The organism is Haloarchaeobius iranensis, assembly GCF_900103505.1.
In the GTDB taxonomy this organism is placed as follows: Archaea; Halobacteriota; Halobacteria; order Halobacteriales; family Natrialbaceae; genus Haloarchaeobius; species Haloarchaeobius iranensis.
The window spans coordinates 1-23240 of sequence record NZ_FNIA01000032.1 but is presented as its reverse complement, the minus strand read 5'-3'; the positions used below and the strand labels follow the sequence as shown (position 1 = coordinate 23240).

Here is a 23240-nt window from a genome sequence, read left to right as displayed (position 1 = left end):
CGCCCGCCGGAATGCGGGCGATCTGCGGTCGCTTGCCGCCGATAAAGGCTATGACAAGCAGTCGCTCCGCGAATCCCTTCGTGACCTCGGGATTCGCCCGCTCATCAAACATCGCATCTTCGCACCGTCTGATCACGCGCATAACGCCAGAATCGACGAACAGCGCTACAATCAGCGCTCTATGACCGAGACCGTGAACTCGGCTGTCAAGCGCTCGCTCGGCTTCGCCGTGCGAGCGCGTTCCTGGTTCCGCGAGTTCCGAGAAATCGCTCTGATGTGTGTCGTCTACAACATCAAGCGTGCCGTCAAACAGTGAAATCCACCGCCTTATGGCGATTCAACACAGCCCTGTCGAACGAAAACACGAGAAACCCGGATAACGACTCGTTCAGGCCATTGTTTGTCTACAATACGCTTGTGAATAGACGAATCGGTCGCCGCACTCTACAATCTGACCGATAATTACAGTACCCTACACCGAGTACTGGTGAAGGGATGAGTTCACAGTCTATCTCTGCGGACGAATGGCTCGAAAACAACAAAGTAAAGCGGATTCTGAAGGAGCATCTCGACGAGACGGACTATCGTATCTACAAGGCACTAAACGAGGATGGTCGGATGTCCGACACTGAAATCGGTGAACGGGTCGGCCTCTCTCGAACAGCGGCTCGACGACGACGGAAGAACCTTCAGGAAAACGGTCTGGTCGACGTTATTGGCGTCCTCGTCTTGCAGGAGGCGAAGCTCGCCTACGCTGACGTATTCGTCACTCTCGAATCTGGCGTGGACAGCGACGAACTAGACGCGTTCGTCGAACATGTCCAGAGTGAGGAGCTCATCTACGAAATCGAGGAGTACATGGGTAAGTACGACTTGTTATTGCGGGTCTGGCATGCTTCACTCTCGGACATAAAGGAGTACCTCAGAGGAGAACTCCAGAACAACCCGGTCGTTGAGAGCTACGAGGCAATTCCGGTTACGAAGACACACAAGGCCTGGCACAAGAAAGTCACCGACGGAGAGTAGTTGCTTCTCAGAGCCCCCCGACTGCGGTGTACACCAGCCGACAGGGCTCGTCGCCGTAATTGACGCTGTAGTGCTCGATACCGGCGGGAATCACAGAGAGTGTCCCAGCTTCGACGGTGTACTCGCCGTCGGGTGTGACGAGTTCGACCGAACCCGAGAGAATGACTGATATCTCGTCGCCGGCGTGCGAGGTCCAGCCCTCCTCAGGCACGCGCTCACCGGGCTGGAGGACGTACGACCCCGTCCGTGACTCGGGGTCGTCGTTCTCGAAAAGCGTAAGCGGGCTCCCCATGCTGTCGTCCCAGACGTCGGCGAGTTCGGTGAGTTCGACGTCGCTCATTCGTCGTCACCTGCTGCATCTGTAGTTGTGTCACGAAGTGCCGCCGTCGCGTCCTCGTCGACTGTTCCATCTCCGTCGAGTTCGACGCCGTATACCTCTCGGGCCGTCTCGCGGGTGATGTAGTCGTCGCGGAAGTCCTCGCGGACGCGTTCGGGGTCGCGCTCGCGTGGGTCGCCCCAGCCGCCGCCCGAACTCGTCACCAGTCGGGCGACATCGCCGTCACCCAGTTCGTGGTTGGTGAGGTTGCTATGGTGCTCGTTCTCCCCGTCGGTCCGGAGTATCTCGATGTGGTTACCGTCCCCGTCCTGCCCTCCCTCAACGCCCCACGGCGGGAACTCGGAGCGACCAAAGCCGGCAGTGATGAAGCCTCCAGACTCGTTGTATATCCGGTAGTCCTGCACGAAGCCGGTGCCGCCGCGAAACTCGCCGTGGCCAGCGGTCTGGGGTGTGTCGAGGGCTGCCTGATCGAACAGGAGCGGGAATCGTGTCTCCATGACCTCGACAGGCATCTCCAGCGTGTCGCCATCGCCCGAGCAGACGAGCACGTCCGCACCGTCCTGTCCCGGGCTCGCGCCCCAGCCGCCGGGTTGGGGTTCCACGACGAGGAACTCCTCGCCGCGGCGCTCGTCGTGCCCGCCGACGATGGTCGCACAGACGCTGAGAAAGTGGCCAGCGGAGAGTCGGTCTGGGAGGTGGGGCGCAAGTGCCTTCCACGGCAGGTCCGCGGCCATCGCCGAGCCCTCCCAGTCGGTTCCGATGGGGGCCGGTTTCGTGGCATTGAGTACTGTTCCTTCCGGAATCGTGATATCGAGCGGCCGGAAGAACCCTTCGTTGGTGTCGGCGTCGGGGAGCGTGATGGCCTGGAAGAACGACCGCACGTCGGAGACGGAGGCGGCGTACGGCGCGTTGATAGGGCCGTCCGCCTCCGGGTCAGTGCCAGTGTAGTCGAGAGCGATCGTCTCGTCCTCGATGGTCACCTCGACCTCAACGTGGACTGGGTCGCCGGAGACGCTGTCGCCGTCGAGTTTGTCTTCGGCGGTGTAGGTGCCGTTGGGTAGCTTCCGTATCTCCTCACGGACGAGTTGTTCGCCGGCGTCAAAACTGTCCTCGACGGCGCGCTGGACGGTATCGACACCGTAGCGTTCGTATACTTCAACGACGCGCTCGGCCCCGACGCCCATCGAGGACTGCTGGGCCTCCATGTCGCCGAGCGTTACCTCTGGCATCCGTGTGTTGGCGACGATGATGTCGTAGACTGCGTCGTTTCGTTCGCCGCCCTCGTACAGTTTCACCATCGGGTACTGAACCCCCTCTTGGAAGACGCTGGTTGCGTCGGTCGTCCACGAGCCGGGGTCCTTCCCTCCGACATCGGTCCAGTGGGCCTTCGATGCGGTGAAGCCGATGAGGTCGTCGTCGACGAAGATGGGCGCTACCATCGCCACGTCGTTGAGATGGGTGCCGCCGTGGTAGTCGTTGAGAAGCACTACGTCGCCGGGATCGAAGCCGTCCTGGCCGAACTTCTCGAGGGCGTCGGCGACGCAGAACTTCAGCGTCCCGAGGAAGCCGGGGACGCCGTTGGCCTGCGCGACGACGTTCGCGTCGGCGTCGGTGACTCCACAGGCGTAGTCCAGCGTCTCGTAGATGACGCTCGACTTCGCGGTGCGGCCGAGGTTGAGGAACATCTCCTCAGCGGCACTCTGTAGGGCGTTCGTCACGACCTCGCGCGTGAACGGGTCAACTGCGCTGTCGGTTTCGGTGGGTTGCTGTGACATGGTTAGCTGATGTGCAGGTGGCCGAACGAGTCGACCGTGAGCGTCTGGTCGGGGTGGACGAGCGTCGTGCAGGCGGGCTCCTCGACGACTGCGGGACCGTCGATGGGCGTCTTCGTCGGCAGGGCGTCGCGCTCGTAGACGCGAGCGTCGTGGACGCCCTCGGTGGCGAAGTCGACCGCGCGGGTCGCTTTCACTGCGTCTGCGGGCTCGCCGTCGGTTGCGAGCGATTCGACCGTGGGCTTGGGCATCGGTGCCGAGGCGGTCAGCCGGACGTTGACGACCTCGCAGGGATCGTCCAGCCGGAAGTTGTACGTGCGTTCGTGGCGCTCGTGGAACCGCTCGACCGTCCCGGCGACCCTGCTTGCGTCGATCGGGCCGTCCCCAAGCGGCGTGTTCACGGTGTGCTCCTGACCGGCGTAGCGTAGGTCGACCGAGCGTTCGAGCACGAGATCGTCCTCGTCGACCTCCTCGGCGGCGTAGGCGTCGCGCGCCTCTGCCTCCAGCTCGTCGACGATGTCGGCGACATCGCCGGCGTGGGCGGCGTCGAACGGGCGGACGTGGGTGCGCGCGAAGTCCTTCCGGAGGTCGGTCATCAGCATCCCCCACGCGGAGAACTGCCCGGGGGCACGCGGGACGACCGTCTCCTTCACGCCGAGTTCACGCCCGAGCGTCGCGGCGTGCAGCGGGCCCGCCCCGCCGCTGGCTACCATCACGAAGTCGCGTGGGTCGTGGCCGCGACGGATGCTCACCTGCTTGAGCGCGTTCGCCATGTTGGAGTTGACGACGCGGAGCACGCCGTGGGCGGCCTCGCGGACGCTCGTGCCGAAGGTGTCGGCGAGTGGTTCGAGCGCGGACTCGGCGGCGTCGACGTCGAGGGACATATCGCCGCCGAGGAAGTAGTCGGGGTTCAGCCGGCCGGTGAGAAGGTTCGCGTCGGTGACGGTCGGCTCGGTACCGCCGCGCCCGTAGCAGGCGGGCCCTGGGTCGGCACCCGAACTCTTCGGCCCGACGTTGATGGAGCCACCCTTGTCGACCCAGGCAATGGAGCCGCCGCCCGCGCCGATCTCGACGATGTCGACGACTGGGATCTTGAGTGGGTAGCCCTCGTCGCGCGGCGAGGATTCGAGCCAGTAGTCCGTGTCGATGGTGACCTCACCGTCCTGGACGACAGAGGTCTTCGCGGTGGTGCCGCCCATGTCGAAGCTCACCACGTCGGGCTCGTGGAGCTGGCGGCCGACGTGGGCCGCGCCGTAGACTCCGCCGACGGGCCCACTCTCGACCATCTCGACGGGGCGACGGCGCGCCTCGTCGAAGCTCGCAGTACCCGCGTTCGACTTCATCGCGTAAGTGTTGCCGTCGAAGCCACGGTCGCCGAGCCGGCCGGCGAGCGTGTCGAGGTACTCGTCGGCAATGGGTCGGACGTAGGAGTTGAGCACGGTGGTGTTGGTGCGCTCGTACTCGCGGTACTCCTTCGTCAGCTCGTGCGAGAGCGTGACGTAGGCGTCGGGGTGGACCTCCGCGACGAGTTCGCGGGTCCGACGCTCGTGGTCGGGGTTCTCGTAGCTGTGGAGGTAGCTGACCGCGATGGTGTCGAAGCCGGCGTCGCGGATATCGCGGGCAGCGTCGCGGACGGCGTCCTCGTCGAGCGGCTCGACGGTCTCGCCGGCCTGGTCGACGCGCTCGGGGACCTCCCAACGGTGCCGGCGCGGGATGAACGGCTCGGGCTTCTCGTACTGGTAGTTGAACATGTCGGGCCGGTTCGCGCGCGTCACGTCGAGCACGTCGCGGAAGCCCTCGGTCGTCAGGAGTGCCGTTTCTTCTCCGGTTCGTTCGGTGATGGCGTTGATGACGACCGTCGTGCCGTGGACGAACTGGTCGACCGACGCGAGCGGCAGGTCGCGCTTCTCGACGGCGTCGAGCACGCCCCCGGCGAAGTTCGACGGTGTCGTCGACGCCTTCGCGAGGGTCAACCCACCGTCTCGCACCGCCACGAGGTCGGTGAACGTCCCCCCAATGTCGACAGCGACACGGGTGGTATATTCTGTCATGGTGAATAACAGAAAGTCATACTCTATAAACTTATCGTGCGTACTCTTTCTAATAGGTGCTCAAAATGAGTATGGGTGGCTCTGAATAGTTCATATAGTGCAGGCTCACCGGCCGAACTGGAACAGGAAACGACCGCTTCGACGGACTGACCGGGCGGCCGAGCTGGAGGGCAGACAATGGGTGAGTGCCTCCGCCCGCCGCGCCCGTGGCGTCCGCTAATCCTCGGTGACTCCCTCCTGGGTCACGTCATCGGAGCGGTGTTCGGCCACCGCCTCGGCCTTCGGTCCCGGGTCGTGGAGACACCGGGTCTGGTGGCCGTCCTCGACCTCGACGAGTTCGGGGTCGACGGCGTCGCAGGCGTCGAACGCGCGGTGACAGCGCGGGTGGAACGGACAGCCCGACGGCGGGTCCTTCGGGTCCGGCGTCTCGCCGCGGACCTCCACGGACGGCGGCTTCAGGGATTGCTCGCCACTCTCGACGACCGGGATGGCTGACAGCAGTTGTTCGGTGTAGGGGTTTACCGGATTCTCGAACAGCGTCCGGCTGTCGGTGACCTCCATGAGGTTGCCGAGGTACATCACGCCGATGCGGTCGGCGACGTTCTTCACGAGGCTGAGGTCATGGCTAATGAGCAGGTACGTCAGGTCGAGCTCGTCCTGTAGGTCGTCGAGCAGCGAGATTACCTTCGCCTGTACCGAGACGTCGAGCGCGCTCGTCGGCTCGTCGAGTACGACGAACTTCGGCTCGACAGCCAGCGCGCGGGCGATGGCGACGCGCTGCTTCTGCCCGCCCGAGAGCGCGTTCGGGTAGCGGTGGCGGAACTCGACCGGCAGGTCGACCCGCCGGAGCAGTTCGGCGACGCGCTCGTCGCGTTCGGCCTTCGTCCCGACGTCGTGGACGGCCAGCGGCTCCTTGACGATGGCTCCGATGCGCCGGCGCGGGTTCAGCGACGATGACGGGTCCTGGTAGACGACCTGGATGTCGCGGCGGAGCTGGCGGAGTGCCTTCCCGTCGAGGTCGGTGATGTCCTGGCCCTCGAACGCGATGGTTCCGCCGGTCGCCTCGTAGAGCCGGGCCACGGTCTTGCCGAGCGTCGTCTTGCCACAGCCGGACTCGCCGACTACGGCGAACGTCTCGCCGGGCATGATGTCGAAGCTCACGCCGTCGACGGCTTTCACGTACGACTCGGTCCGGCTGAACAGCCCAGTGTCAACCGGGTAGTACTTTTCCAGGTTCCGTACCGAGACGAGCGGGTCTCCGCTCATGGCTCACCTCCAGCCTCGGCGGTGACGGGTTCATCGGTCGGGCCACCGGCCTCCTCCTCGGCGACTGTTGCGGCCTCACCGAATGACATCCCGTCCTCGTACAGGTGGCAGGCGACGGCCCGGTCGTCGCCGACGGCGTGGGACTCGACCGGCTCCACGTCGCAGGTGCCCGCCATCGCGGCGGGACAGCGTGGGTGGAACCGACAGCCGGTGGGCGGGTCGGTGTAGTCCGGAATCTGTCCGTCGATGCCGTCGCCCTCGAAGCCGGTGAGCTTCGGGATGCTGTCGAGCAGCCCCCGGGTGTAGGGGTGCAGCGGCGCGTCGAATATCTCCTCGGTCGTCCCGACTTCGACGATCTCACCGGCGTACATGATGCAGATGCGGTCGGCTATCTCACGGGCGACGCCGAGGTTGTGCGTTATATACAGCATCGAGAGGTCACGCTCCTCGACGCGCTCTCTGAGCAGGCTGAGGATCTGGTCCTGCACGGTCACGTCGAGCGCGGTCGTCGGCTCGTCGGCAATAAGGAATGTTGGGTCGTTGATGAGTGCCATTGCGACGATGACGCGCTGTCGCATACCACCCGAGAGCTCGACTGGGTAGCGGTCCAGCGTCCCCTCGGGGTCGGGGATGCGCATCCGATCAAGTAGCTCGATACTGCGCTCGCGAATCTCGCCGCGGTTCGCCCGACGACCGAGCAGGTTTTTCAGCATACCGAGCCAAGAGACGTCTTCCCCGCCGCTGTAGGTTGCCACGTCAGCCATCATCGAGCCGACGGGGTACACCGGCGAGAGGTACGTCATCGGGTCCTGGAAGATCATACTCATTTCCTCGCCTTGGACGCGTGCGTGGGCGTCCGCGTCGGCGAGCAGACCGGTGCCGTCGTAGGTGATGCTGCCCGAGGTAATCTCGCCGGGTGGGCGGGGCAGCGTACCCATGATGGACTTCGCAGTGACGGATTTCCCACAGCCCGTCTCGCCGACGAGGGCGACCGTCTCGCCTTCCTCAACGGTGAGGTCGACGCCGTCGAGCACGTGGTGTCGGCCCTCGTACGTCTCGAACTCGACCGAGAGGTCGTCGACGGAGAGGATTGGGTCGGCCATCTTACTGCACCTCCACGTCGAACATGTCTCTCAGGCCGTCACCGAGGAAGTTGAACCCCAGCACGATGAGGAAGATGGCGAGGCCGGGGAACGTCGAGTACCACCACTGTGCTGGCATGTAGTCGCGTCCCTGGCTCACCATCGTCCCCCACTCGGGCGTCGGCGGCTGTGCGCCGAGGCCGAGGAAGCCGAGCGAGGCGGCGACGAGGATGGCGTAGCCCATGTCGAGGCTCATCTTCACCGTGATTGGTGCGAGTACGTTCGGGAGTATCTCCCGGAAGATGGTGCGCGTCGAGGTCGCTCCAATGCCGCGGCTCGCCTCGACATACGTCTCCTCCTTCACCGAGAGCACCTCCCCGTAGGTGAGTCGGGCGTACCACGGCCACCAGACTGCCGCGATGGCGAGCATCACATTCGTTAGATTTGGTTCGAGCGCGACGCTCACCGCGAGTGCAAGCACTAATGGTGGCACCGATAGGAACACGTCGGTAATGCGCATCAGTGCCATGCCGACCCCCCCGCCGAGATAGCCGGCGACGAGGCCCACCGGTACCCCGATGGAGACAGCGGCCGCGAGCACGACCACCCCGATGCGCAGCGAGAGGCGCGTGCCGAATAGCACGCGACTGAAGATGTCACGACCTGCCTGGTCCGTACCGAACAGGTGCTCCGCGCTCGGCGACTCGAACTTCTGGTCGAAGTGGACCGCGGGTTGGTTCTGGTAGCCCGCATCGTTCGGGTACGGCGCGATGTACGGCGCGAAGATTGCGATGAACACGAAGCCAAAGATGATACACAGACCGAGTATCGACATCGGATTCTGTTTGAATCGGTAGACGACGCGGTTAAGATCCTCCCGGCGGCGTTCGAGTACCCCGGGGTCGTCGGCGGTGACGGTCTCACTGTTGCTCATTGGGAATCACCGTCGTGCCAGACTCGGGGGTCGAAGACGCCATACAGCACGTCGACGGCGAAGTTCACGAGCAGGAACGACGCACCGACGACGAGCGTGACGCCGACCATCGCGTTGATATCTTTCTGAAGGATGGCTTCGACGCCGTAGGAGGCCATCCCTGGCCACGAGAACACGATCTCGACGACGAACGCCGAACCGAGCAGGAAGCCGTAGTCCAGCCCGATGATGGTCAGCGAGGAGGCAAAGGAGCGCCGGAGCACGTACTTGTACGCGATGAGTCGCTCCGGGATACCGTGAGTGCGGAGGCCCTCGACGTAGTCCTTGTCGTACTCCTCGATAAAGCTCGACCGCGTCATCCGGGCGATGTCCGCGATTGGCGCGAGCGACAGCGTGATGGCTGGCAGGATGAGGTGCTGGGTCGCACTGACGAACGCGGGCACGTTGAACGCGAGCAGGCTGTCGACGAGCAGCAAGCCTGTAGTCTCTATCGGCATCGGGCTTACGTCGCCGACCCGCCCGGTCGCGGGAAGCCAGCCCAGCTGGAACGCGATGACGAGCTGGAGCAGGATACCCGCCCAGAACGGGGGTAGTGAGACGTTGAAGAAGGAAAACAGGCGGCTGGCGTTGTCCGGCCACCGGTCCTTATGCTGGCCCGCGACGACGCCGAGGGGGACGCCGACGAAGACAGCGATTATCATCGCGAGCGTCGTCAGCTCGAACGTCGCCGGGAAGTACTCCATGAGGTCGGTCGCGACGTTCCGGTTCGAGATGAGCGACTGTCCGAGGTCACCCTGGATGACACCCCCGACGTAGTCGAAATACTGTTCCCAGAGTGGTTTGTCCAATCCCATCTGCTCACGGAGGTTCTGGACGGCTTCGTCACTTGCGCGGGGACCGAGCGCCAGCCGTGCGGGTCTGCCGGGGATGACGCGAGCCAGGGTGAAGATCAGCACCGAAAGGCCCACGAACATCGGGATGGTCGACAGGCCGCGCTTGATCAGGTAGTTTCTGTGGCCCATACTGGTGAATCAGTCCTGGTGGTACCGGTGGAAGGTCTGACGGTAGCCCGTGATGCCGTTGTCTTGGAACCCCTGGACGCTCTCGGAGAGCGCGTTCCGGGTCGCCTGGTTCATCACGAACAGCGCGGGGGCGTCCTCAGCGATGATGCGCTGGGCTTCCTCGTAGATGGGGATACGGTTCTCCTGTGCGACGGTCCGACGGCCCTCGGTGAGCAACCGGTCGACCTCGTCGTTCTGGTACCACGCTGCGCTGGTCCACGAGCCGTGGGAGTCACTGTGCCAGGCCGGGTAGAGGAACGTGTCGGGGTCGGCGTAGCTGAAGGAGAGGTAGATGGCGAGCATGTCCGGCGTCGTGTCCGGATTCGCCGCCATCTCGGTGATGTTCGACCACGGCGCGCGCTCGACGGTGAGCGAGCCTCCGAGCTCCTGCAGGTTCGACTGGAGCAGGAGTCCCATGCTCTCCTCGGTGGTCAGGCCGGAGACATACGTGTAGTTCAGGTCTAGGTCGCTCGCACTGTAGTCGGACTGGTCAAGTTCGGCCTGGGCGGCTTCGAAGTCCTGCTCGTACGTCGGCAGGTCCTCGGTGTGGCTCCACATCGCGCCTGGGAGCGGTCCCTGGAGATGGTCGGAGTCACCCGCCATTACGTCGTTGAGGGCTGCCTCATAGTCGAAGGCGTACGAGATGGCCCGCCGGACATGCACGTCGTCGAGTGGTGCCCGCTGGGTGTGCATGTAGATGTAGAAGGGGTTGAATGTCGCCTTCGCGTGTACGCGGACGTCGTCACCCCCCTCGAGATCGTTGTAGGTCTGGAGCGGGAGCCACTGGTCGGACATCTCTGCCCCCTCGCGCATCCGACCCGCGGCGGTCGCGGACTCTTGGACGATCTCGGTGGTGACACTGCTGTAACGGTCGTCGGGGAAGGAGCCCCACCAGTCGTCGTTCTGCTCGATGACGATCTGGCGACTGCGTTCGCGCTCGCTGAGGACGTAGGGGCCGCTGCCGGCGTCGTTGTCCTCGAGCCAGCTGGTGCCGTAGTCCCCGTGCTCGCCGAAGTTCCCGTCGCTTGCCGCGTTCGCCTCGACCTGTTCCTGGTTGACGACGTAGAGGAACGGGAGCGTGTAGAGGAACGGCGCGAACACCTCGGTGGTGACCATCTCGACGGTGGTCTCGTCGACGGCGGTGACGTTCTCAGGCGAGAGGATGCCCGACCACATCCACGAGAAGCCGTTCTGCATCTCCATCATCCGCTGGACGGAGTACTGCACGTCGGACGCGGTGACGGGGTCGCCGTTGTGGAACGTCGCGTCGCTGCGCAGGTTGAACGTGTACGTGCGGCCGTCGTCCGCAACCTCCCAGTCCTCGGCCAGCCAGGGCTGGAGCTCCGGCGGCGTGCTGTCCGTGTAGTACACCAGCGGGTCGTAGACGTTGTGCAGGACGATCGTCTCGAGGTTGTCCGACCCCTTCATCGGGTCGAGTGAGCTTGGGGCGACCGTAGTGACGTACTCGAAGGACGCACCACCACTCCCACTGCCGGACGAGCCGTCATCAGAAGTATCCGTATCGGGTGAACCATCACCCGAATCGTTCGTCGTGCTGTCCGACGACTGGTTCCCGGTACAGCCGGCGAAGATGGTCGAAATCGTCGCTGCACTCCCGTATCTCAGGAAGTCACGCCGGTCGAAGTTGTGGTTGGTATCGTTACGCATGGTAGCTACCTGCAATCCCGGTGTCTTAATACTACTGCATAATATCGACGAAATCGGTGTCGATATTTACTATATGGGCACAAACAACGAATTCATGAAACGTTTTGAGTGTGAAGAAACACGAATCGGTGGTATTGGGGAAAGCAATATATACGAATACACGAAACGAATACTTCGTGAGACAAGATAACACCAGCCAGCGCGTCGCCGTAGACATCGGCGGTACGTTCGTTGACGCCATCACGTTCGACCGTGAGACGGGCGACCTCACGCTCGAGAAGGCGGCTACCACACCTGACCAGCCATCGGACGGAGTGCTCGACGCCGTTGAGAAGGTTGACGCGGATCTGGAGACGGCCGAGGCGTTCGTCCACGGGACAACACTCGGGCTGAACGCCGTCCTTGAACGCGACGGCGCACGTATCGGCATCATCACCAACGAGGGGTTCGCCGACGTCCACGAGATCGGCCGCACAAATCTCGAACGCGACGCGATGTACGACATCAACTATCAGAAGCCGGAGCCGATGGTACCCCGTCGCCGACGACTCGGCGTCCCCGGTCGTCTGAACGCGGACGGTGCCGTTGTCGAGGAGCTCGACGAGGCGGCCGTCCGCGAGGCCGCCGACGTCCTCGTCGAGGAACACGACGTCGAGGCCATCGCCATCTGCTTCCTGCACTCCTACCAGAACGGTCAGCACGAGCAGGCCGCCGCCGACGTCGTCCGCGACGCCCACCCTGAGGTCAGCGTCTCGGTCTCCAGCGACATCACCGGCGAGTACCGCGAGTACGAACGCACGAGCACGGCCGTCCTCGACAGCTACATCAAACCCATCTTCGAGAACTACGTCGACACGCTCGACGACTCGCTCACCGGCGCGGGCTTCGACGGCTCGTTCTTCGTCACGCGCTCGGGCGGCGGCACGCTCACCGCCGAGAGCGCGAAGACCGCGCCCGTCCACACCATCCTCTCTGGCCCCGCGGGCGGGCTCATTGGCGCGGCCAACGTCGGCGACACGACCGACCGCGAAAACCTCATCACGGTCGACATGGGCGGGACGAGTCTCGACGCAGCCGTCGTTGAGGACGGATCGCCGGTCGTGAAGTACGATTCGACGCTCGAACATCAACCGATGCTCATTCCGGTGTATGACATCCGGACCATCGGCGCGGGCGGGGGATCCATCGCCTGGCTCGACGGCGACCTGCTGAAGGTCGGTCCCGAGAGCGCGGGCGCGGACCCCGGCCCCATCTGCTACGACAACGGCGGCACCGAGCCGACGGTGACCGACGCCGCCCTCGCGTTGGGCTTCCTCGACCCCGCCGACTTCCTCGGCGGCGAGATGGACACCGCCGCGGACGACGCTATCGACGGTATCGAGGAAACGCTCGCGGACCCGCTCGGCACGTCCGTCCCGGACGCCAGCCGCGGCGTCTTCGACGTGGCACTCGCGAACACTGTCGGGGCAATCCGCGAGATCACCGTCGAGAAGGGGCTCGACCCGCGTGACTTCTCGATGGTCGCCTACGGCGGCGCGGGCCCGATGTTCGTCCCGCTACTCGCGCGCGAACTCGACGTGAAGGAAGTGCTTGTCCCGCAGGCACCCTCGGTATTCTCCGCGTGGGGGATGCTGATGGCCGATGTCGTCTACGACTTCTCGCAGACGATGATTGCCGTCCTCGACGATGTCGAACTTGAGACGCTCGACGCCGCCTTCGAGGATCTCGAAACCGAGGGGCGCGAGACGCTCACCGAGGAGGGGATTGACGAGGCCGACCAGTACCTCGAACGCGCCGTCGAGATGCGCTACTTCGGGCAGGAGCATACCGTCGAGGTGGACGCCGACGGCGTCGCTGACCTCGACGAGCTCGCCGAGCGGTTCGAGGCTCAGCACGAGACGCGCTACGGGCACACGATGGACGATCCGGTCCAGGTCGTCCACCTCCGTGTCCGGGCTGTCGGCGAGAACGACAAGCCGACGCTCGACGAGCAGGCTCCGCGCTCTGGCGACGGGCCAACACCCTCGGACACCCGCGAGGCGTACTGCTTCGCCGCGGACGAGTTCACTGAGTTCGACATCTACGAGCGCGCAACGCTTGCGCCGGGCGACGAGCTCACCGGCCCCGCGGTCGTCACCGAACCCACCACCTCGCTGGTCTTCCACGGCGACCAGCACGCGACCGTCGACGAGTACGGTCACATCATCATCACCACCGGAGGCGAACAATGAGCACCCAACAGGACGTCGACGCGGCCACCGTCGAGGTCGTCCGCAACTACCTCACGTCGGCCGCCACCGAGATGCAACGCACGCTGATCAGGACCGCCTACAACACCATCATCTACGAGATACTGGACTTCGGTATCTCGGTGTTCGACCGCGACCTCAACCTCGTCGCAGACTCGCCGGGGCTCGCGCTGTTCCTCGGCGCGAACGACTACGGCATCAAGAAGGCCGTGGAACACGTAGGCGAGGAGAACATGGAACCCGGCGACGTGTTCATCATGAACTACCCGTACTGGAGCGGTACGCACACGCTCGACGTGCTGCTGTTCGCGCCGGTGTTCTACGACGACGAGCTCATCGGCTACACGACGTGTCGCGCCCACTGGCTTGACCTCGGCGCGAAGGACTCCGGTTACGTACTCGACTCCACGGACGTCCACCAGGAGGGCGTGCTGTTCCCGGGGACGAAGGTGTACAAGAACGGGGAGCCGGACCCCGAGATTATGGATATTATCCGGTTCAACTCCCGGATGCCCGAGAAGGTCGTCGGCGACCTCAATGCGCAGGTCGCGGCGGTCCGTACCGGGGAGAAGCGCCTACAAGAACTGTACGAGAAGTACGGCGCGGACACCGTTGAGACTAGCATCGATCGGATCCTCGACCACGGCGAGCGCACCGCCCGCGAGGCCGTCGCGGAACTGCCCGATGGCACGTGGTCGGCGACCGGCTACGCCGACGGTGTGAACCGTGAGGAAGGCGACCTCATCAAGCTCCGCGCGGAGGTCACCATCGACGGCGAGGAGTTCAGCGTCGACTTCTCGGGGTCCTCGCCCCTGGTCGACGAGCCGCTGAACATCCCACCGGGGATGTCCGAGACCATCTGCAAGCTCTGCTTCAAGACGCTGACGACACCTGAGGAGGACTCCAACGGCGGTCAGTACGAACCGCTGACCATGCACGTCCCCGAAGACAACATTTTCAACGCGAGCTATCCCGCACCCACGTTTACCGTCTGGACCGGCATCGTCGCTATCGACGTGGTGTACCGGGCACTCGCGGAGGGGATGCCTGACCGAGTCCCGGCAAGCACGGGCGGCGACCTCGCCGACATCATGCTGTACGGCGAGAATCCTGAGACAGGCCGCCCGTTCGTCGAGGCGAACAACGAGGGGGTCGGCTGGGGTGCCGGCGTCGGCCACGACGGCGAGAACGCACTCATGCACATCAGCGAGACGATGGTCCGGAACATCCCTATCGAGGTGTTCGAGAACAAAGCACCTATCCGGTTCGACCAGCTCTCGCTCCGTGAGGACTCCGGTGGGGCAGGCAAACACCGCGGCGGCCTCGGCATCCGCCGGGACTTCCGGGTGCTCGAACCCGTCGGCGCGCTCTCTATCATCCAGAAGACCCGCACGGCGAACTGGGGGCTCGACGGCGGTTCGCCGGGCGAGAAGAACGTCGTTGTGCTCGACTCCGACCGTGAGGACTTCGACGAGCGTGTCGAGGTGCTCGTCGACAACGACGATCTCTACGACGACGAGAGCGTCAAGCACGCTGGGATGTTCCGTGGGAACTTCATGCCGGACGAGGTCATCTCGAATCGGACTGCCGGCGGCGGCGGCTATGGCGAACCGTTTGCCCGCGACCCCGAGGCGGTTCGCGAGGATGTCGCCGACGGCTACGTCTCCCGCGAGGCCGCCCGTGAGCGGTACGGTGTCGCCATCACAGAGGACGGCGAGGTTGACCACGACGAGACGGCCGAACTGCGGGGCAGGTAGATGACGGACATCCTCTGGATCGACCCCGTCGGGCACGCCGACTTATCGGGTGACATCGGCGACATCCTCGCTGAGGCGGCCCGGCCGGAGACGACCGTCGACGTGACCGCGCTCGACCGCGGCCCGCACCACGTCGAGTACCACTACTACGAAGCGCTCGTCACACCGGACGTGCTCCACCGGGTCAAGCGAGCCGAGAACGAGGGGTACGATGCAACGGTCATTGGCTGCTTCTACGACCTCGCGCTGGAAGAGGCCCGCGAGGTGAGCGAGTCGATGCCGGTCGTCGGCCCCGCCGAGGCGACGACCCATTTGGCGACGACGCTCGGTGAGTCGTTCTCTGTCGTCGTCGGCCGACAGAAGTGGGTACCACAAATGCACGACCGCGTCCGGAAGTACGGCTTCGGTGACCATCTTGCGTCCTTCCGGCCGGTCGACCTCGGCGTACTCGACTTCCAGGACGAGCCCGACCGGACCGAGAGCCGACTCCGCGAGGCAGCGACGGCCGTCGTCGAAGAGGACAACGCCGAGATAGTCATTCTCGGGTGTACCGCCGAGTACGGCTTCTACGAAGAGCTGCAGAACGACCTCGGCGTTCCCGTCCTCGACGCCGTGACGGCCCCGTTCAAGTTCGCCGAACTCCTCGCCGACCTTGCTGACCTCGGCTGGACCCACAGCAAGGTCGGCAGCTACGAGTCGCCACCGGTCGACGAGATTGCGCGATGGGGGATCGCGGACGACTACGAGAATGCCGACGTCTGGACGGAGGAGCCATGAGCCACCCCAAGCGTATCGCGGCCTGCCAGGACGCTCTCGAGAGCGAAGGAGCCGACGCAGTCGTGCTGTTCCCAAGCGTCGACATGGGCTACCTCTCAGGTTTCACCGATGAGCCGATGGAGCGCCACCTGTTCCTGTTTGTCACACCGGACCGGCCGCCTGTCTTCGTCGCGCCGACGATGTACGAGTCTCAGATCCGAGACGAATCGGTCGTCGATGACGTGCGGGTCTGGGACGACGGCGACGACCCGCTCGTACTCGTCGAGGAGATCGCCGAGACACGCAATCTCCACGGGGGGCGACTTCTCGTCGACGACCGGATGTGGGCCCGCTTCAGCCAGGACCTGCGTGCGGTCCTACCCGACGCCTCGTTCGGCCTCGCAAGTGACGTACTCGCATCGTTGCGCATCCAGAAGGACGAGGCCGAACTCAACGCGCTCCGGGAAGCCGGCGAAGTCGCCGACCGGACCGTGATGGCTGTGCGTCGGCTAGGCGACGAGGTTATCGGATTTACAGAGACCGAGCTCGCCCAGGAGATCGAAGCTCAACTCGCCAAGTTCGGAGGAAATGGCGTTTCCTTCGACGCGATTGTCGGAAGCGGCCCCAACGGCGCAAAGCCACACCACCGCCACGGCGAGCGAGAGATCCGAGATGGCGATCCTGTTGTGCTGGACTTCGGTACTCGCGTCGGAGGGTATCCAAGCGACCAGACCCGGACTATAGTCTTCGCTGGTGAACCGCCGGAAGAATTTGACTCGGCCCACAGGGCTGTCCGCCGTGCACACGATGCTGCTATTGACGCTGTCGAACCAGGTGTTACTGCTGAGACCATCGACGCCGTCGCGCGCGGGGTCATCGAAGAGGCTGGCTATGGTGAGCAGTTCGTCCACCGCACGGGACACGGTGTCGGCTTGGAGGTGCACGAACCACCGTACATCGTTGCGGGCAACGACAGAGAGCTTGAGCCAGGGATGGTATTCTCGGTCGAGCCCGGCATCTATCTGGAGGGAGAGTTCGGTATCCGTATCGAAGATCTCGTCGTAGTTACCGAGAACAGTTACGAGCGGTTGAATGACTCCCCCCGTGACTGGGGACCGCTCTGACTGGCGAGACTGCTGAAGCCATACAAATGTTGGTTTTTTGAATAATACAACGACTGTATTGGAGGTTGTGGCTGCGCGCGCAGCGAGTGAGACGAACGGAGAGACGGAGTGAGTCTCGGGAGCGAGCACGGCACGGAGGGTGGGGAGGTGGGGTTGCGGTGCTGGGCTAGATGCGACCGGAGAGAAGGCACACGACGGCTCCCGTGACCCACCGCTACGTCGGCAAAAAAGAGAGAGCAGAGCGTGGCCGAGAGAAGCCTGCGAGCTCAGCCCCGGAGCACCTCCAGGTGCTGCTCCGCCAAACCTTCGTTGAAGTCCGCGTGGGTCATCGTCCCGTTGCGCGGGCTCGACCCGTCACCGCGCTCGACCACGGTCACCTCGGACTTCGACGTCACGGCCAACGTCGGTTCGCCACCGTACCAGCCGACCTCACAGTTCAGCAGCCGGAACCGGTCACCCTCGCTCAGCACCGTCTCAACCCGGGAACGTTTCCAGACCGTCAGCTTCGCCGTCGCCGAGCCATCATCCAGCATCCCGACCTGTTGCTGGTTGACCGCTGCCGGCTGGTAGAGCGTCGTCACTTCGGCTTCGACGTTTGCCTGGGTGGAGTACTTGGGGGGGCCCATCCACTCCTAGAGGGTCGCGATGGGCTGGATCGCATCCGTCCCCTTCGCCACCTCTTCGTTCGTCTCGAGGACTGCCGCCGTCAACCCCACCCCCTGGCACGCGACCTTCTCCGCAAGTTGCTTCGCGTAGGCTCCCCGAGACGGCCCCCGGAAGCGCTCCGCCAGTTGCATCCCGTATCGGTTCACCCCGCCCAGGGTGTCTGCGTCGAGTTGTTCACGCGGGTCGACGTCAGGGCCACCACCGCTCCCGAGCACGCCGCGCTCTCGGAACTCGCGAACGCGCTCACTGGACTCTCGCTCGGTCTGCATCCTGCACGACCTCTCCCGGTCGATGCCCGCCTCTTCCGCTGCCAGTGCACGGTCTCGCTGCCGCTCTAACTCTTGTTCCTCACCCAGCCGCCGTTCCTCCGCTTCGAGCGTCGGCGCTCGCAGGCGAAGATGCAGCCGGTCCGGTCCCGGTCGAACCCGGTTGCGGGCGGCTGCACTCGGCCCGACCCGGCCCAGGACCGTGTCCCGTCCGTCGCAGACGCAACGGAACCGCGAAAGCCCGGGCCAGGCAGGAACGGGCCGCACGGCCGGAGCGCGCACAACCCGAGGAGTCCACCCCGAACGGACCGCTGCGAACACACCGGACAGCAGGCTCGCGATGCTGGACTGTGGTTGATCAGGTCTCGGAGAGAGCCACAGACGGTCCCGATGTGAGACGGAACTCCCGACTGGTGCGGATGCTCAAGTGGACTGGTCGTGGAGGATCCACCTGTCCTTCTCTTCGTCGAGAATCGACTTCCTCAGGCCCTGGTGGACTTAGAAAGGGCGAGGCCGCCTCGGTCGTCCCCCGACCCCGCAAGCACCGCAGGCACGAGGAGCGCAGCGTGGTTCCCGTGAGCGCAGCGAACGGGAGTAAACGAGACGCAGTCTCGTGTGGTCGCGGGACGTCGAGCGGCCGAGGGCTTTCGGAGAGTCGTTGCTGATGCTTGGTGTTCGGCGTCATCACTGGTGAATGGAGGTTCTGCACTGAAGACCCGCAAGCTCGTTCGTAGAACGACTACTCGTCGAGCCGCTGGAGCAATTGCGTGACGTACGGACTGTTCTCCCAACTCCGATGCGGGCTGACCGCCGAGATCAGCGTCCTGGCCTCCTCGTTGGTCATGTGTCCGTTCCGGGCATAGTCACAGATGAGCCGCGGTGTCGGGACGATCCGCGGCCCCTGCAGGACAGCGTGGATGAGTGGGAAGTTCGTCCCGCCGAACTCGTCGGTGAGGAACCCGTCGACGTCGAGGGCGTTTGCGAGGACGATGCCATCAGTCTCGCCATCGTCGAGGCCGAATGTCGGCCGTGAGTCATCCGTGCCATCGCGTTCGTAGGGATCCTCAACGGTGTAGTGCTCGCGGGCCGCGAGGACGTTGTTCGCAGCAGCAGCGTGGATATCCTGATACTGTGTTATGTCGCGGAGCTCCGAGAGTACTTCTGGCGGCACGGACACGTCACACGATGTGAGCAGGTACTGAAGCGGGTCCGGTACGGTATCGACGGCTGCGTCCGCACGAGGCACGGCCAGACTGACCAGCGCGCTCGTGTCGGCGACGACCGACCGCAGTCGATGGCCGCTCATCGGTCGTCGTCGGCTTCGGTTTCGACTGTCGTTGCGTCGTCGTCGTAGATGTCGACGTCTTCGGGGGAACCGAGGTCGAGTAGTTCGTCCTCGAGGTCCGCTTTGAGGAGACGGAGTCGCTGGGCCGTTTCAGCACCGACCAACTGCTTCACCGTCTCGAACTCGAGCTGGTCATCGTAGTACTTCGTCGCGACTAGCTCCTGGAACGTCTCACTGTCGGCGGTGTCTTCGATGTACTCCCTGATGGCCTCGACGAGGAGGTCCGTCCGGTCTTTGTCGAAGAGTTCGGCGATAGCGTCGAGCCGGTCGACGAGGTACTCCGGGGACTGGAAGTGGACTCGACGTGGGTCGTCGCTTGCGCTCATTCTATGTGCATGTTCTGCACATAGACGGAAAACCATTTCGGGGAATGCACACAGCTTGCACATAGAATCGTCACAAATACCTCACGTCGTACGGGTTGTAGTGGGTGACAGGAACGGCACGACGGTCACCGATATAGCGGTAGTTACGCGCCGCCACCCGCGTCGCCGACGTCCAACCCGCCGAGTCCCGCCTCAGCCGCCTCGATATTGTAGTGCTCGTGGACGACAGGCCGGAGCGCCTGCAGAATCATCTCCGCAGCGAGCGGTGAGATATCGAGATCCTCGGCCATCAGTCGGTGGGTCTCCTCACCGCGCTCGCGGGCGAGGCCGTAGGTGAGCGCCGTTGCGAGGCCGGCGACACCGTGGCGGTCGATGTAGGTGTCGATGTCGGCGTTCGTCTCGCGGCGGCCGACGGCGTCGATGAGCGCCGGCGTGATTGTGTAATTGCGGTCACCGCCAGCCGTTGTCACGGTCAGGTCGATCTCGCGGGCGGCGTACCGGCGCGGCTGCTCGTCGTCGGTGACGTCGACGACGCCGGCGTCGACGAGCCGGTTGACGTAGCTGTAGGCGGTCCCCTGGGCGAGCTCGAGGTCGTCCATCACGTCCTGAACGGTTGTCTCGTTCTCGCGAGTGAGGTAGGCGTACAGCTGGGCGAGCTGTGGCTCCTCGAGGAGGTCCGCGACTGAGAGGAAATCCCGGACGATGTCGCCGTCTACGCGGTTTGAAGTGCGTGACACGATTCCTTCTTGATTACAGTTTACAGCGAATCAGTAAAAAGTGTTGGGACGGCTCTGTCTGCGCCGCAACGATGACTCGCTACTGTACCAGCTCCCCAGAGCACGCTCGAACGGTGACATCACGAACGCACGGCTGGGCATCATCGGCATCTCGAATGATCTCAGTTACAGACAGGAACTCTCCAGCAAAGTCCGGTCCTCTCTGTGTGAGAAGGAGGTGTCGTTCTCAGCGTACGAAGCCCCGGAACTCGTGGATGTCTTGGAACAGCGGGAATCCGTCGCGTTCAAAGATGGCGCTGTCAGTGAGAGTGTGCTCCGACTGTGTGCGGCGTATGGCGCGAAAGACAGCGGTGACGCCCGCCAGGCGCTTGACTTACTGCTGGAAGCGGTGATCTCGCTCGCGAGCGCGGTGACGACAGCATCACGGACGACCACGTAAGAGAGGCTCGAAAGCGGTTACAGACAGAACAGGTCGTCGAAGGGATACGGAACTACTCGTATCACGGCAAGCTCACGCTGTGGGTGTTGGCGATGGTCGAGCAAGACCAGAGTGAGCCCGTTCGAACCCGTGACATCTACGAGCCGTACGAGATGGTGTGTGAAAAGGAAGGGCAGGGGCCCGTGCCGAACCGGGCGGTTCGCGAGTATCTCTCCGAGCTGGAAACGCTCGGGATCGTGTCCTCGACAGAGGTAAACCGTGGACTCGATGGTGGTGTGTACAAAGAGCACTCGCTGGACCAGCCCGTGTCTGCCGTGAAAGCTGGGCTGTCGGAATTTGTCGATACGACGGAGTAGCTCCCCCACCCCACTGTTTCCAGTGCTTTCTCGATTAGTATCTCCCCATCAGTTCCAGTGTTTGCTCGTCCAAACTCTCCCCACTAGTTCCAATGCTCCCTGTGTCGGCAATGCCATCGTAGTCTCTTAGTGTTCTAGAACTCTAGCATAAGTTTAAGTAGAGATAGTAGAAACCAGAACCGTAGGTTATTATCATCAAACGACTATCCCAGACTGTTTGGGTAGTCGTTTCATCTGAAAGCATTGGAAGTAGTGGGGTGGGAGGGTGATCCCTTCCCATCCAACGCCGTCTCTGTCTGATCGTGCTTGGAGTTTTTCGTCCCTGAAGAAAACACTGAACCGTGTAATGACGATAGCATAGTCATCCGGTGTTCGTTCGTCCATACCGATCTGTTTCTAACCGGCTATGACTCTCCTGATTTCTATCGGCCCAACGAAGACCTAGAAGTGGATGAGAGGCGTTCGTGGGAGCATCGCCGTTCGTTGACCAACAAACTGGGCACGGAGATGTGCACCGGAGGACGGCTCCGGGGTCTGTGTTCAGTCTTTCAAACTCGAGATGGAACCAGTAATCGAGTACGGTGTGTAACTGATGACGAGCGAGTGGAGGAATAGCAGGGAGAAAGCGAGTGAAGCCAGCCGGACCAGTGGTTTCTGCAGGTAGGGAATCAGATGGCGGTCCTGTGGTGAGAGCCACGAGGGGCCAAGAAGATACCGCGGAGTTGGCTGTTGCTGTGCGAACACCACAGAATCGAGACTGTAGTTGTCCCTCGTTCGTTCGTCTGTCCACCGGTCCAGTTCAGTCTGTGAGACCGTCCTCTGTGAATTCATGAATTCGACCGCATCACCGACACTGGTGTTACTGGCCGAGAGTTCGTATTCCATCGTCGACAAGGCAGCAGCACCCCAGAGATAGGCGTACCGGGACCGGTCGTCAACCTGGTTCAGACTGGTAGAATTCGATAACAGAGTCGTGCGAGCGAGGAACGCATCGTACTCACGGGGCGACGTAAGTCCCTGCTCGAGCGATAGACGCGCTGCCAGATAGGTCGCGGTTCCTTCTGTAGTCCATTGGGCACCAGCGATTGGAGCAAATCGCTGGCGGGTATGGATGTATTCGTGAATCCAGATGTTGTCCGGTTGGTAGAACGGGTAGGAAGCTGTTGCGAGGAAATTCCCATTCTCCGTCGCGAACCCCTCTAGCTGGCGGTCGGAATCCGTAGAGAGGTTTCCTTCGATTGCGTACATTCGAACCACGTCACGGGCTGGGCTCGAATTCAATCGGCGAGAGCTTTCAGCAAGCGTGTCCACGATTCGTGTCTTCGACACGCTCAGGTTCGAGCTGAGCGGGTCCGGGACGAGAAGCCGGAGTTGCTGACAGCCTACGGTCCGCGTCTCCGTCGAGTAGTTGCCGATGTACATGAAGTCGGAACCAATCGACCCGTTCGGGGCCATACGAATGGAGACGTTTTGCGAGTGCTGGAGCGAGGGTCCGACCAACCAATCTGCACCTCGAGGGAACCGTCTCCCATCATTGTATGGTATCAGTTCGAACGTCAACGACGGGGAGCGATCTGATTGATTCCACCTGAGAGAGTCGCTGAACCCTCCCGTGACGAACCCCCGACTGTGAGCCACGCTGACTCCCCGCGGGGAGGAGAGTTCGAGATCACCCTCGTAGGACTCCGAAATGGAGTAGTTGGGCTGTGTTGAATCACTAGACGGCACCAGGATGGGTCGCTAAATCAAAGGAGTTGAAGCGGAGAGATTCGGTTGTCCATGACACAAATCTCCCGCTTCACTGGTGAGATTGTGCCGATAGCCCAAGTTGTTACCGGTGATGGAGACGAATCCGCCGCCCCGCAAGGTGGCGGCGGATTCGCCGACTATGCCCTCGTTTCCCTCCATTGTCTGCGGATTTACCTCGATACGTCCTACCGAATGACGATTGATCTGCTGAAGGAGATGCCACAAATAACCGGGGAGATCGGCCTCGACACGGCCGATCTCCCCTCTCCATCC

Annotated in this window: 20 protein-coding genes and 2 pseudogenes; 8 read left to right on the top strand and 14 right to left on the bottom strand. The window is 63.2% G+C overall.

Annotated elements, in window-relative coordinates; genetic code table 11:
- Both BLT27_RS17500 and BLT27_RS17495 read left to right on the top strand, forming a co-directional pair.
- The coding region (locus tag BLT27_RS17500) for a transposase (protein ID WP_139172391.1) at positions 1 to 316 on the top strand (316 nt) is incomplete at its 5' end.
- 179 nt (positions 317 to 495) lie between these two features.
- A complete protein-coding gene (locus tag BLT27_RS17495; RefSeq protein WP_089736254.1) occupies positions 496 to 1026 on the top strand; it encodes an Lrp/AsnC family transcriptional regulator in 531 nt (176 codons plus the stop codon).
- A 7-nt stretch (positions 1027 to 1033) separates the two neighbouring features.
- Here BLT27_RS17495 and BLT27_RS17490 read toward each other — a convergent pair whose 3' ends face one another.
- The 8 genes from BLT27_RS17490 to BLT27_RS17455 form a co-directional block, all read right to left on the bottom strand.
- Positions 1034 to 1366, bottom strand: a complete 333-nt coding sequence (locus BLT27_RS17490) for a cupin domain-containing protein (protein ID WP_089736252.1) — start codon at positions 1364 to 1366, stop codon at positions 1034 to 1036.
- Positions 1363 to 3138, bottom strand: a complete 1776-nt coding sequence (locus BLT27_RS17485; RefSeq protein ID WP_089736250.1) for a hydantoinase B/oxoprolinase family protein — start codon at positions 3136 to 3138, stop codon at positions 1363 to 1365. The genes BLT27_RS17490 and BLT27_RS17485 overlap by 4 nt, the downstream gene beginning before the upstream one ends.
- Before the next feature lie 2 nt (positions 3139 to 3140).
- Positions 3141 to 5186, bottom strand: coding sequence for a hydantoinase/oxoprolinase family protein (locus tag BLT27_RS17480; protein ID WP_089736248.1), 2046 nt, complete (start codon positions 5184 to 5186; stop codon positions 3141 to 3143).
- A 216-nt stretch (positions 5187 to 5402) separates the two neighbouring features.
- Entirely contained in the window at positions 5403 to 6452 is a 1050-nt protein-coding gene (locus tag BLT27_RS17475) for an ABC transporter ATP-binding protein (RefSeq protein WP_089736246.1), read from the bottom strand.
- Positions 6449 to 7555 carry an ABC transporter ATP-binding protein gene (locus BLT27_RS17470; protein ID WP_089736243.1) on the bottom strand — a complete coding sequence of 369 codons (1107 nt, stop codon included), beginning with the start codon at positions 7553 to 7555 and terminating at the stop codon, positions 6449 to 6451. Before BLT27_RS17470 ends, BLT27_RS17475 begins: the two co-directional genes overlap by 4 nt.
- 1 nt (position 7556) lies before the next feature.
- The gene (locus tag BLT27_RS17465) at positions 7557 to 8468 is read right to left on the bottom strand and encodes an ABC transporter permease (RefSeq protein WP_089736241.1); all 912 of its coding nucleotides are present in this window, start codon (positions 8466 to 8468) and stop codon (positions 7557 to 7559) included.
- Positions 8465 to 9490 (bottom strand): ABC transporter permease, encoded by a 1026-nt coding sequence (locus BLT27_RS17460; RefSeq protein WP_089736239.1) that lies wholly within the window; start codon positions 9488 to 9490, stop codon positions 8465 to 8467. The genes BLT27_RS17465 and BLT27_RS17460 overlap by 4 nt, the downstream gene beginning before the upstream one ends.
- Positions 9491 to 9499: 9 nt before the next feature.
- Positions 9500 to 11197, bottom strand: a complete 1698-nt coding sequence (locus BLT27_RS17455; RefSeq protein WP_089736237.1) for an ABC transporter substrate-binding protein — start codon at positions 11195 to 11197, stop codon at positions 9500 to 9502.
- 176 nt (positions 11198 to 11373) lie between these two features.
- Here BLT27_RS17455 and BLT27_RS17450 point away from each other — a divergent pair, with 176 nt between their 5' ends.
- The 4 genes from BLT27_RS17450 to BLT27_RS17435 are packed head-to-tail and all read left to right on the top strand — an operon-like array spanning position 11374 to position 17083.
- Positions 11374 to 13428, top strand: a complete 2055-nt coding sequence (locus tag BLT27_RS17450) for a hydantoinase/oxoprolinase family protein (RefSeq protein WP_089736235.1) — start codon at positions 11374 to 11376, stop codon at positions 13426 to 13428.
- Positions 13425 to 15203, top strand: a complete 1779-nt coding sequence (locus tag BLT27_RS17445) for a hydantoinase B/oxoprolinase family protein (protein ID WP_089736233.1) — start codon at positions 13425 to 13427, stop codon at positions 15201 to 15203. The genes BLT27_RS17450 and BLT27_RS17445 overlap by 4 nt, the downstream gene beginning before the upstream one ends.
- Complete coding sequence (locus tag BLT27_RS17440) at positions 15204 to 15980, top strand: aspartate/glutamate racemase family protein (protein ID WP_089736231.1); 777 nt, start codon at positions 15204 to 15206, stop codon at positions 15978 to 15980. It abuts the gene before it with no gap.
- A complete protein-coding gene (locus BLT27_RS17435; protein WP_089736228.1) occupies positions 15977 to 17083 on the top strand; it encodes a M24 family metallopeptidase in 1107 nt (368 codons plus the stop codon). The genes BLT27_RS17440 and BLT27_RS17435 overlap by 4 nt, the downstream gene beginning before the upstream one ends.
- A 266-nt stretch (positions 17084 to 17349) precedes the next feature.
- Here the strand turns inward: BLT27_RS17435 and BLT27_RS17430 are convergent, their stop codons facing one another.
- The 5 genes from BLT27_RS17430 to BLT27_RS17410 all read right to left on the bottom strand — a co-directional run bounded on the left by BLT27_RS17430 (position 17350) and on the right by BLT27_RS17410 (position 20423).
- Positions 17350 to 17709: a single stranded DNA-binding domain-containing protein gene (locus tag BLT27_RS17430; protein ID WP_089736226.1), complete on the bottom strand. Its 360-nt coding sequence runs from the start codon at positions 17707 to 17709 to the stop codon at positions 17350 to 17352.
- Positions 17710 to 17715: 6 nt separating this feature from the next.
- Complete coding sequence (locus tag BLT27_RS17425) at positions 17716 to 18018, bottom strand: hypothetical protein (protein WP_089736225.1); 303 nt, start codon at positions 18016 to 18018, stop codon at positions 17716 to 17718.
- A 736-nt stretch (positions 18019 to 18754) separates the two neighbouring features.
- Positions 18755 to 19321 carry a hypothetical protein gene (locus BLT27_RS17420; RefSeq protein ID WP_089736223.1) on the bottom strand — a complete coding sequence of 189 codons (567 nt, stop codon included), beginning with the start codon at positions 19319 to 19321 and terminating at the stop codon, positions 18755 to 18757.
- On the bottom strand, positions 19318 to 19686 hold the full coding sequence (locus BLT27_RS17415) for a ribbon-helix-helix domain-containing protein (RefSeq protein WP_089736221.1): 369 nt from the start codon (positions 19684 to 19686) through the stop codon (positions 19318 to 19320). The genes BLT27_RS17420 and BLT27_RS17415 overlap by 4 nt, the downstream gene beginning before the upstream one ends.
- A 143-nt stretch (positions 19687 to 19829) precedes the next feature.
- On the bottom strand, positions 19830 to 20423 hold the full coding sequence (locus BLT27_RS17410; RefSeq protein WP_089736219.1) for a DUF7437 domain-containing protein: 594 nt from the start codon (positions 20421 to 20423) through the stop codon (positions 19830 to 19832).
- Between the two features lie 70 nt (positions 20424 to 20493).
- Between BLT27_RS17410 and BLT27_RS20540 the strand changes: the two are divergent.
- Positions 20494 to 21218, top strand: a pseudogene (locus BLT27_RS20540) (cell division control protein Cdc6); the annotation flags it as partial.
- A gap of 540 nt (positions 21219 to 21758) precedes the next feature.
- Here BLT27_RS20540 and BLT27_RS17400 read toward each other — a convergent pair.
- Positions 21759 to 22466, bottom strand: a complete 708-nt coding sequence (locus BLT27_RS17400; protein ID WP_139172390.1) for a hypothetical protein — start codon at positions 22464 to 22466, stop codon at positions 21759 to 21761.
- Positions 22467 to 22997: 531 nt separating this feature from the next.
- Here BLT27_RS17400 and BLT27_RS17395 point away from each other — a divergent pair.
- Positions 22998 to 23240 (top strand): annotated as a pseudogene (locus BLT27_RS17395) (IS5/IS1182 family transposase); the annotation flags it as partial.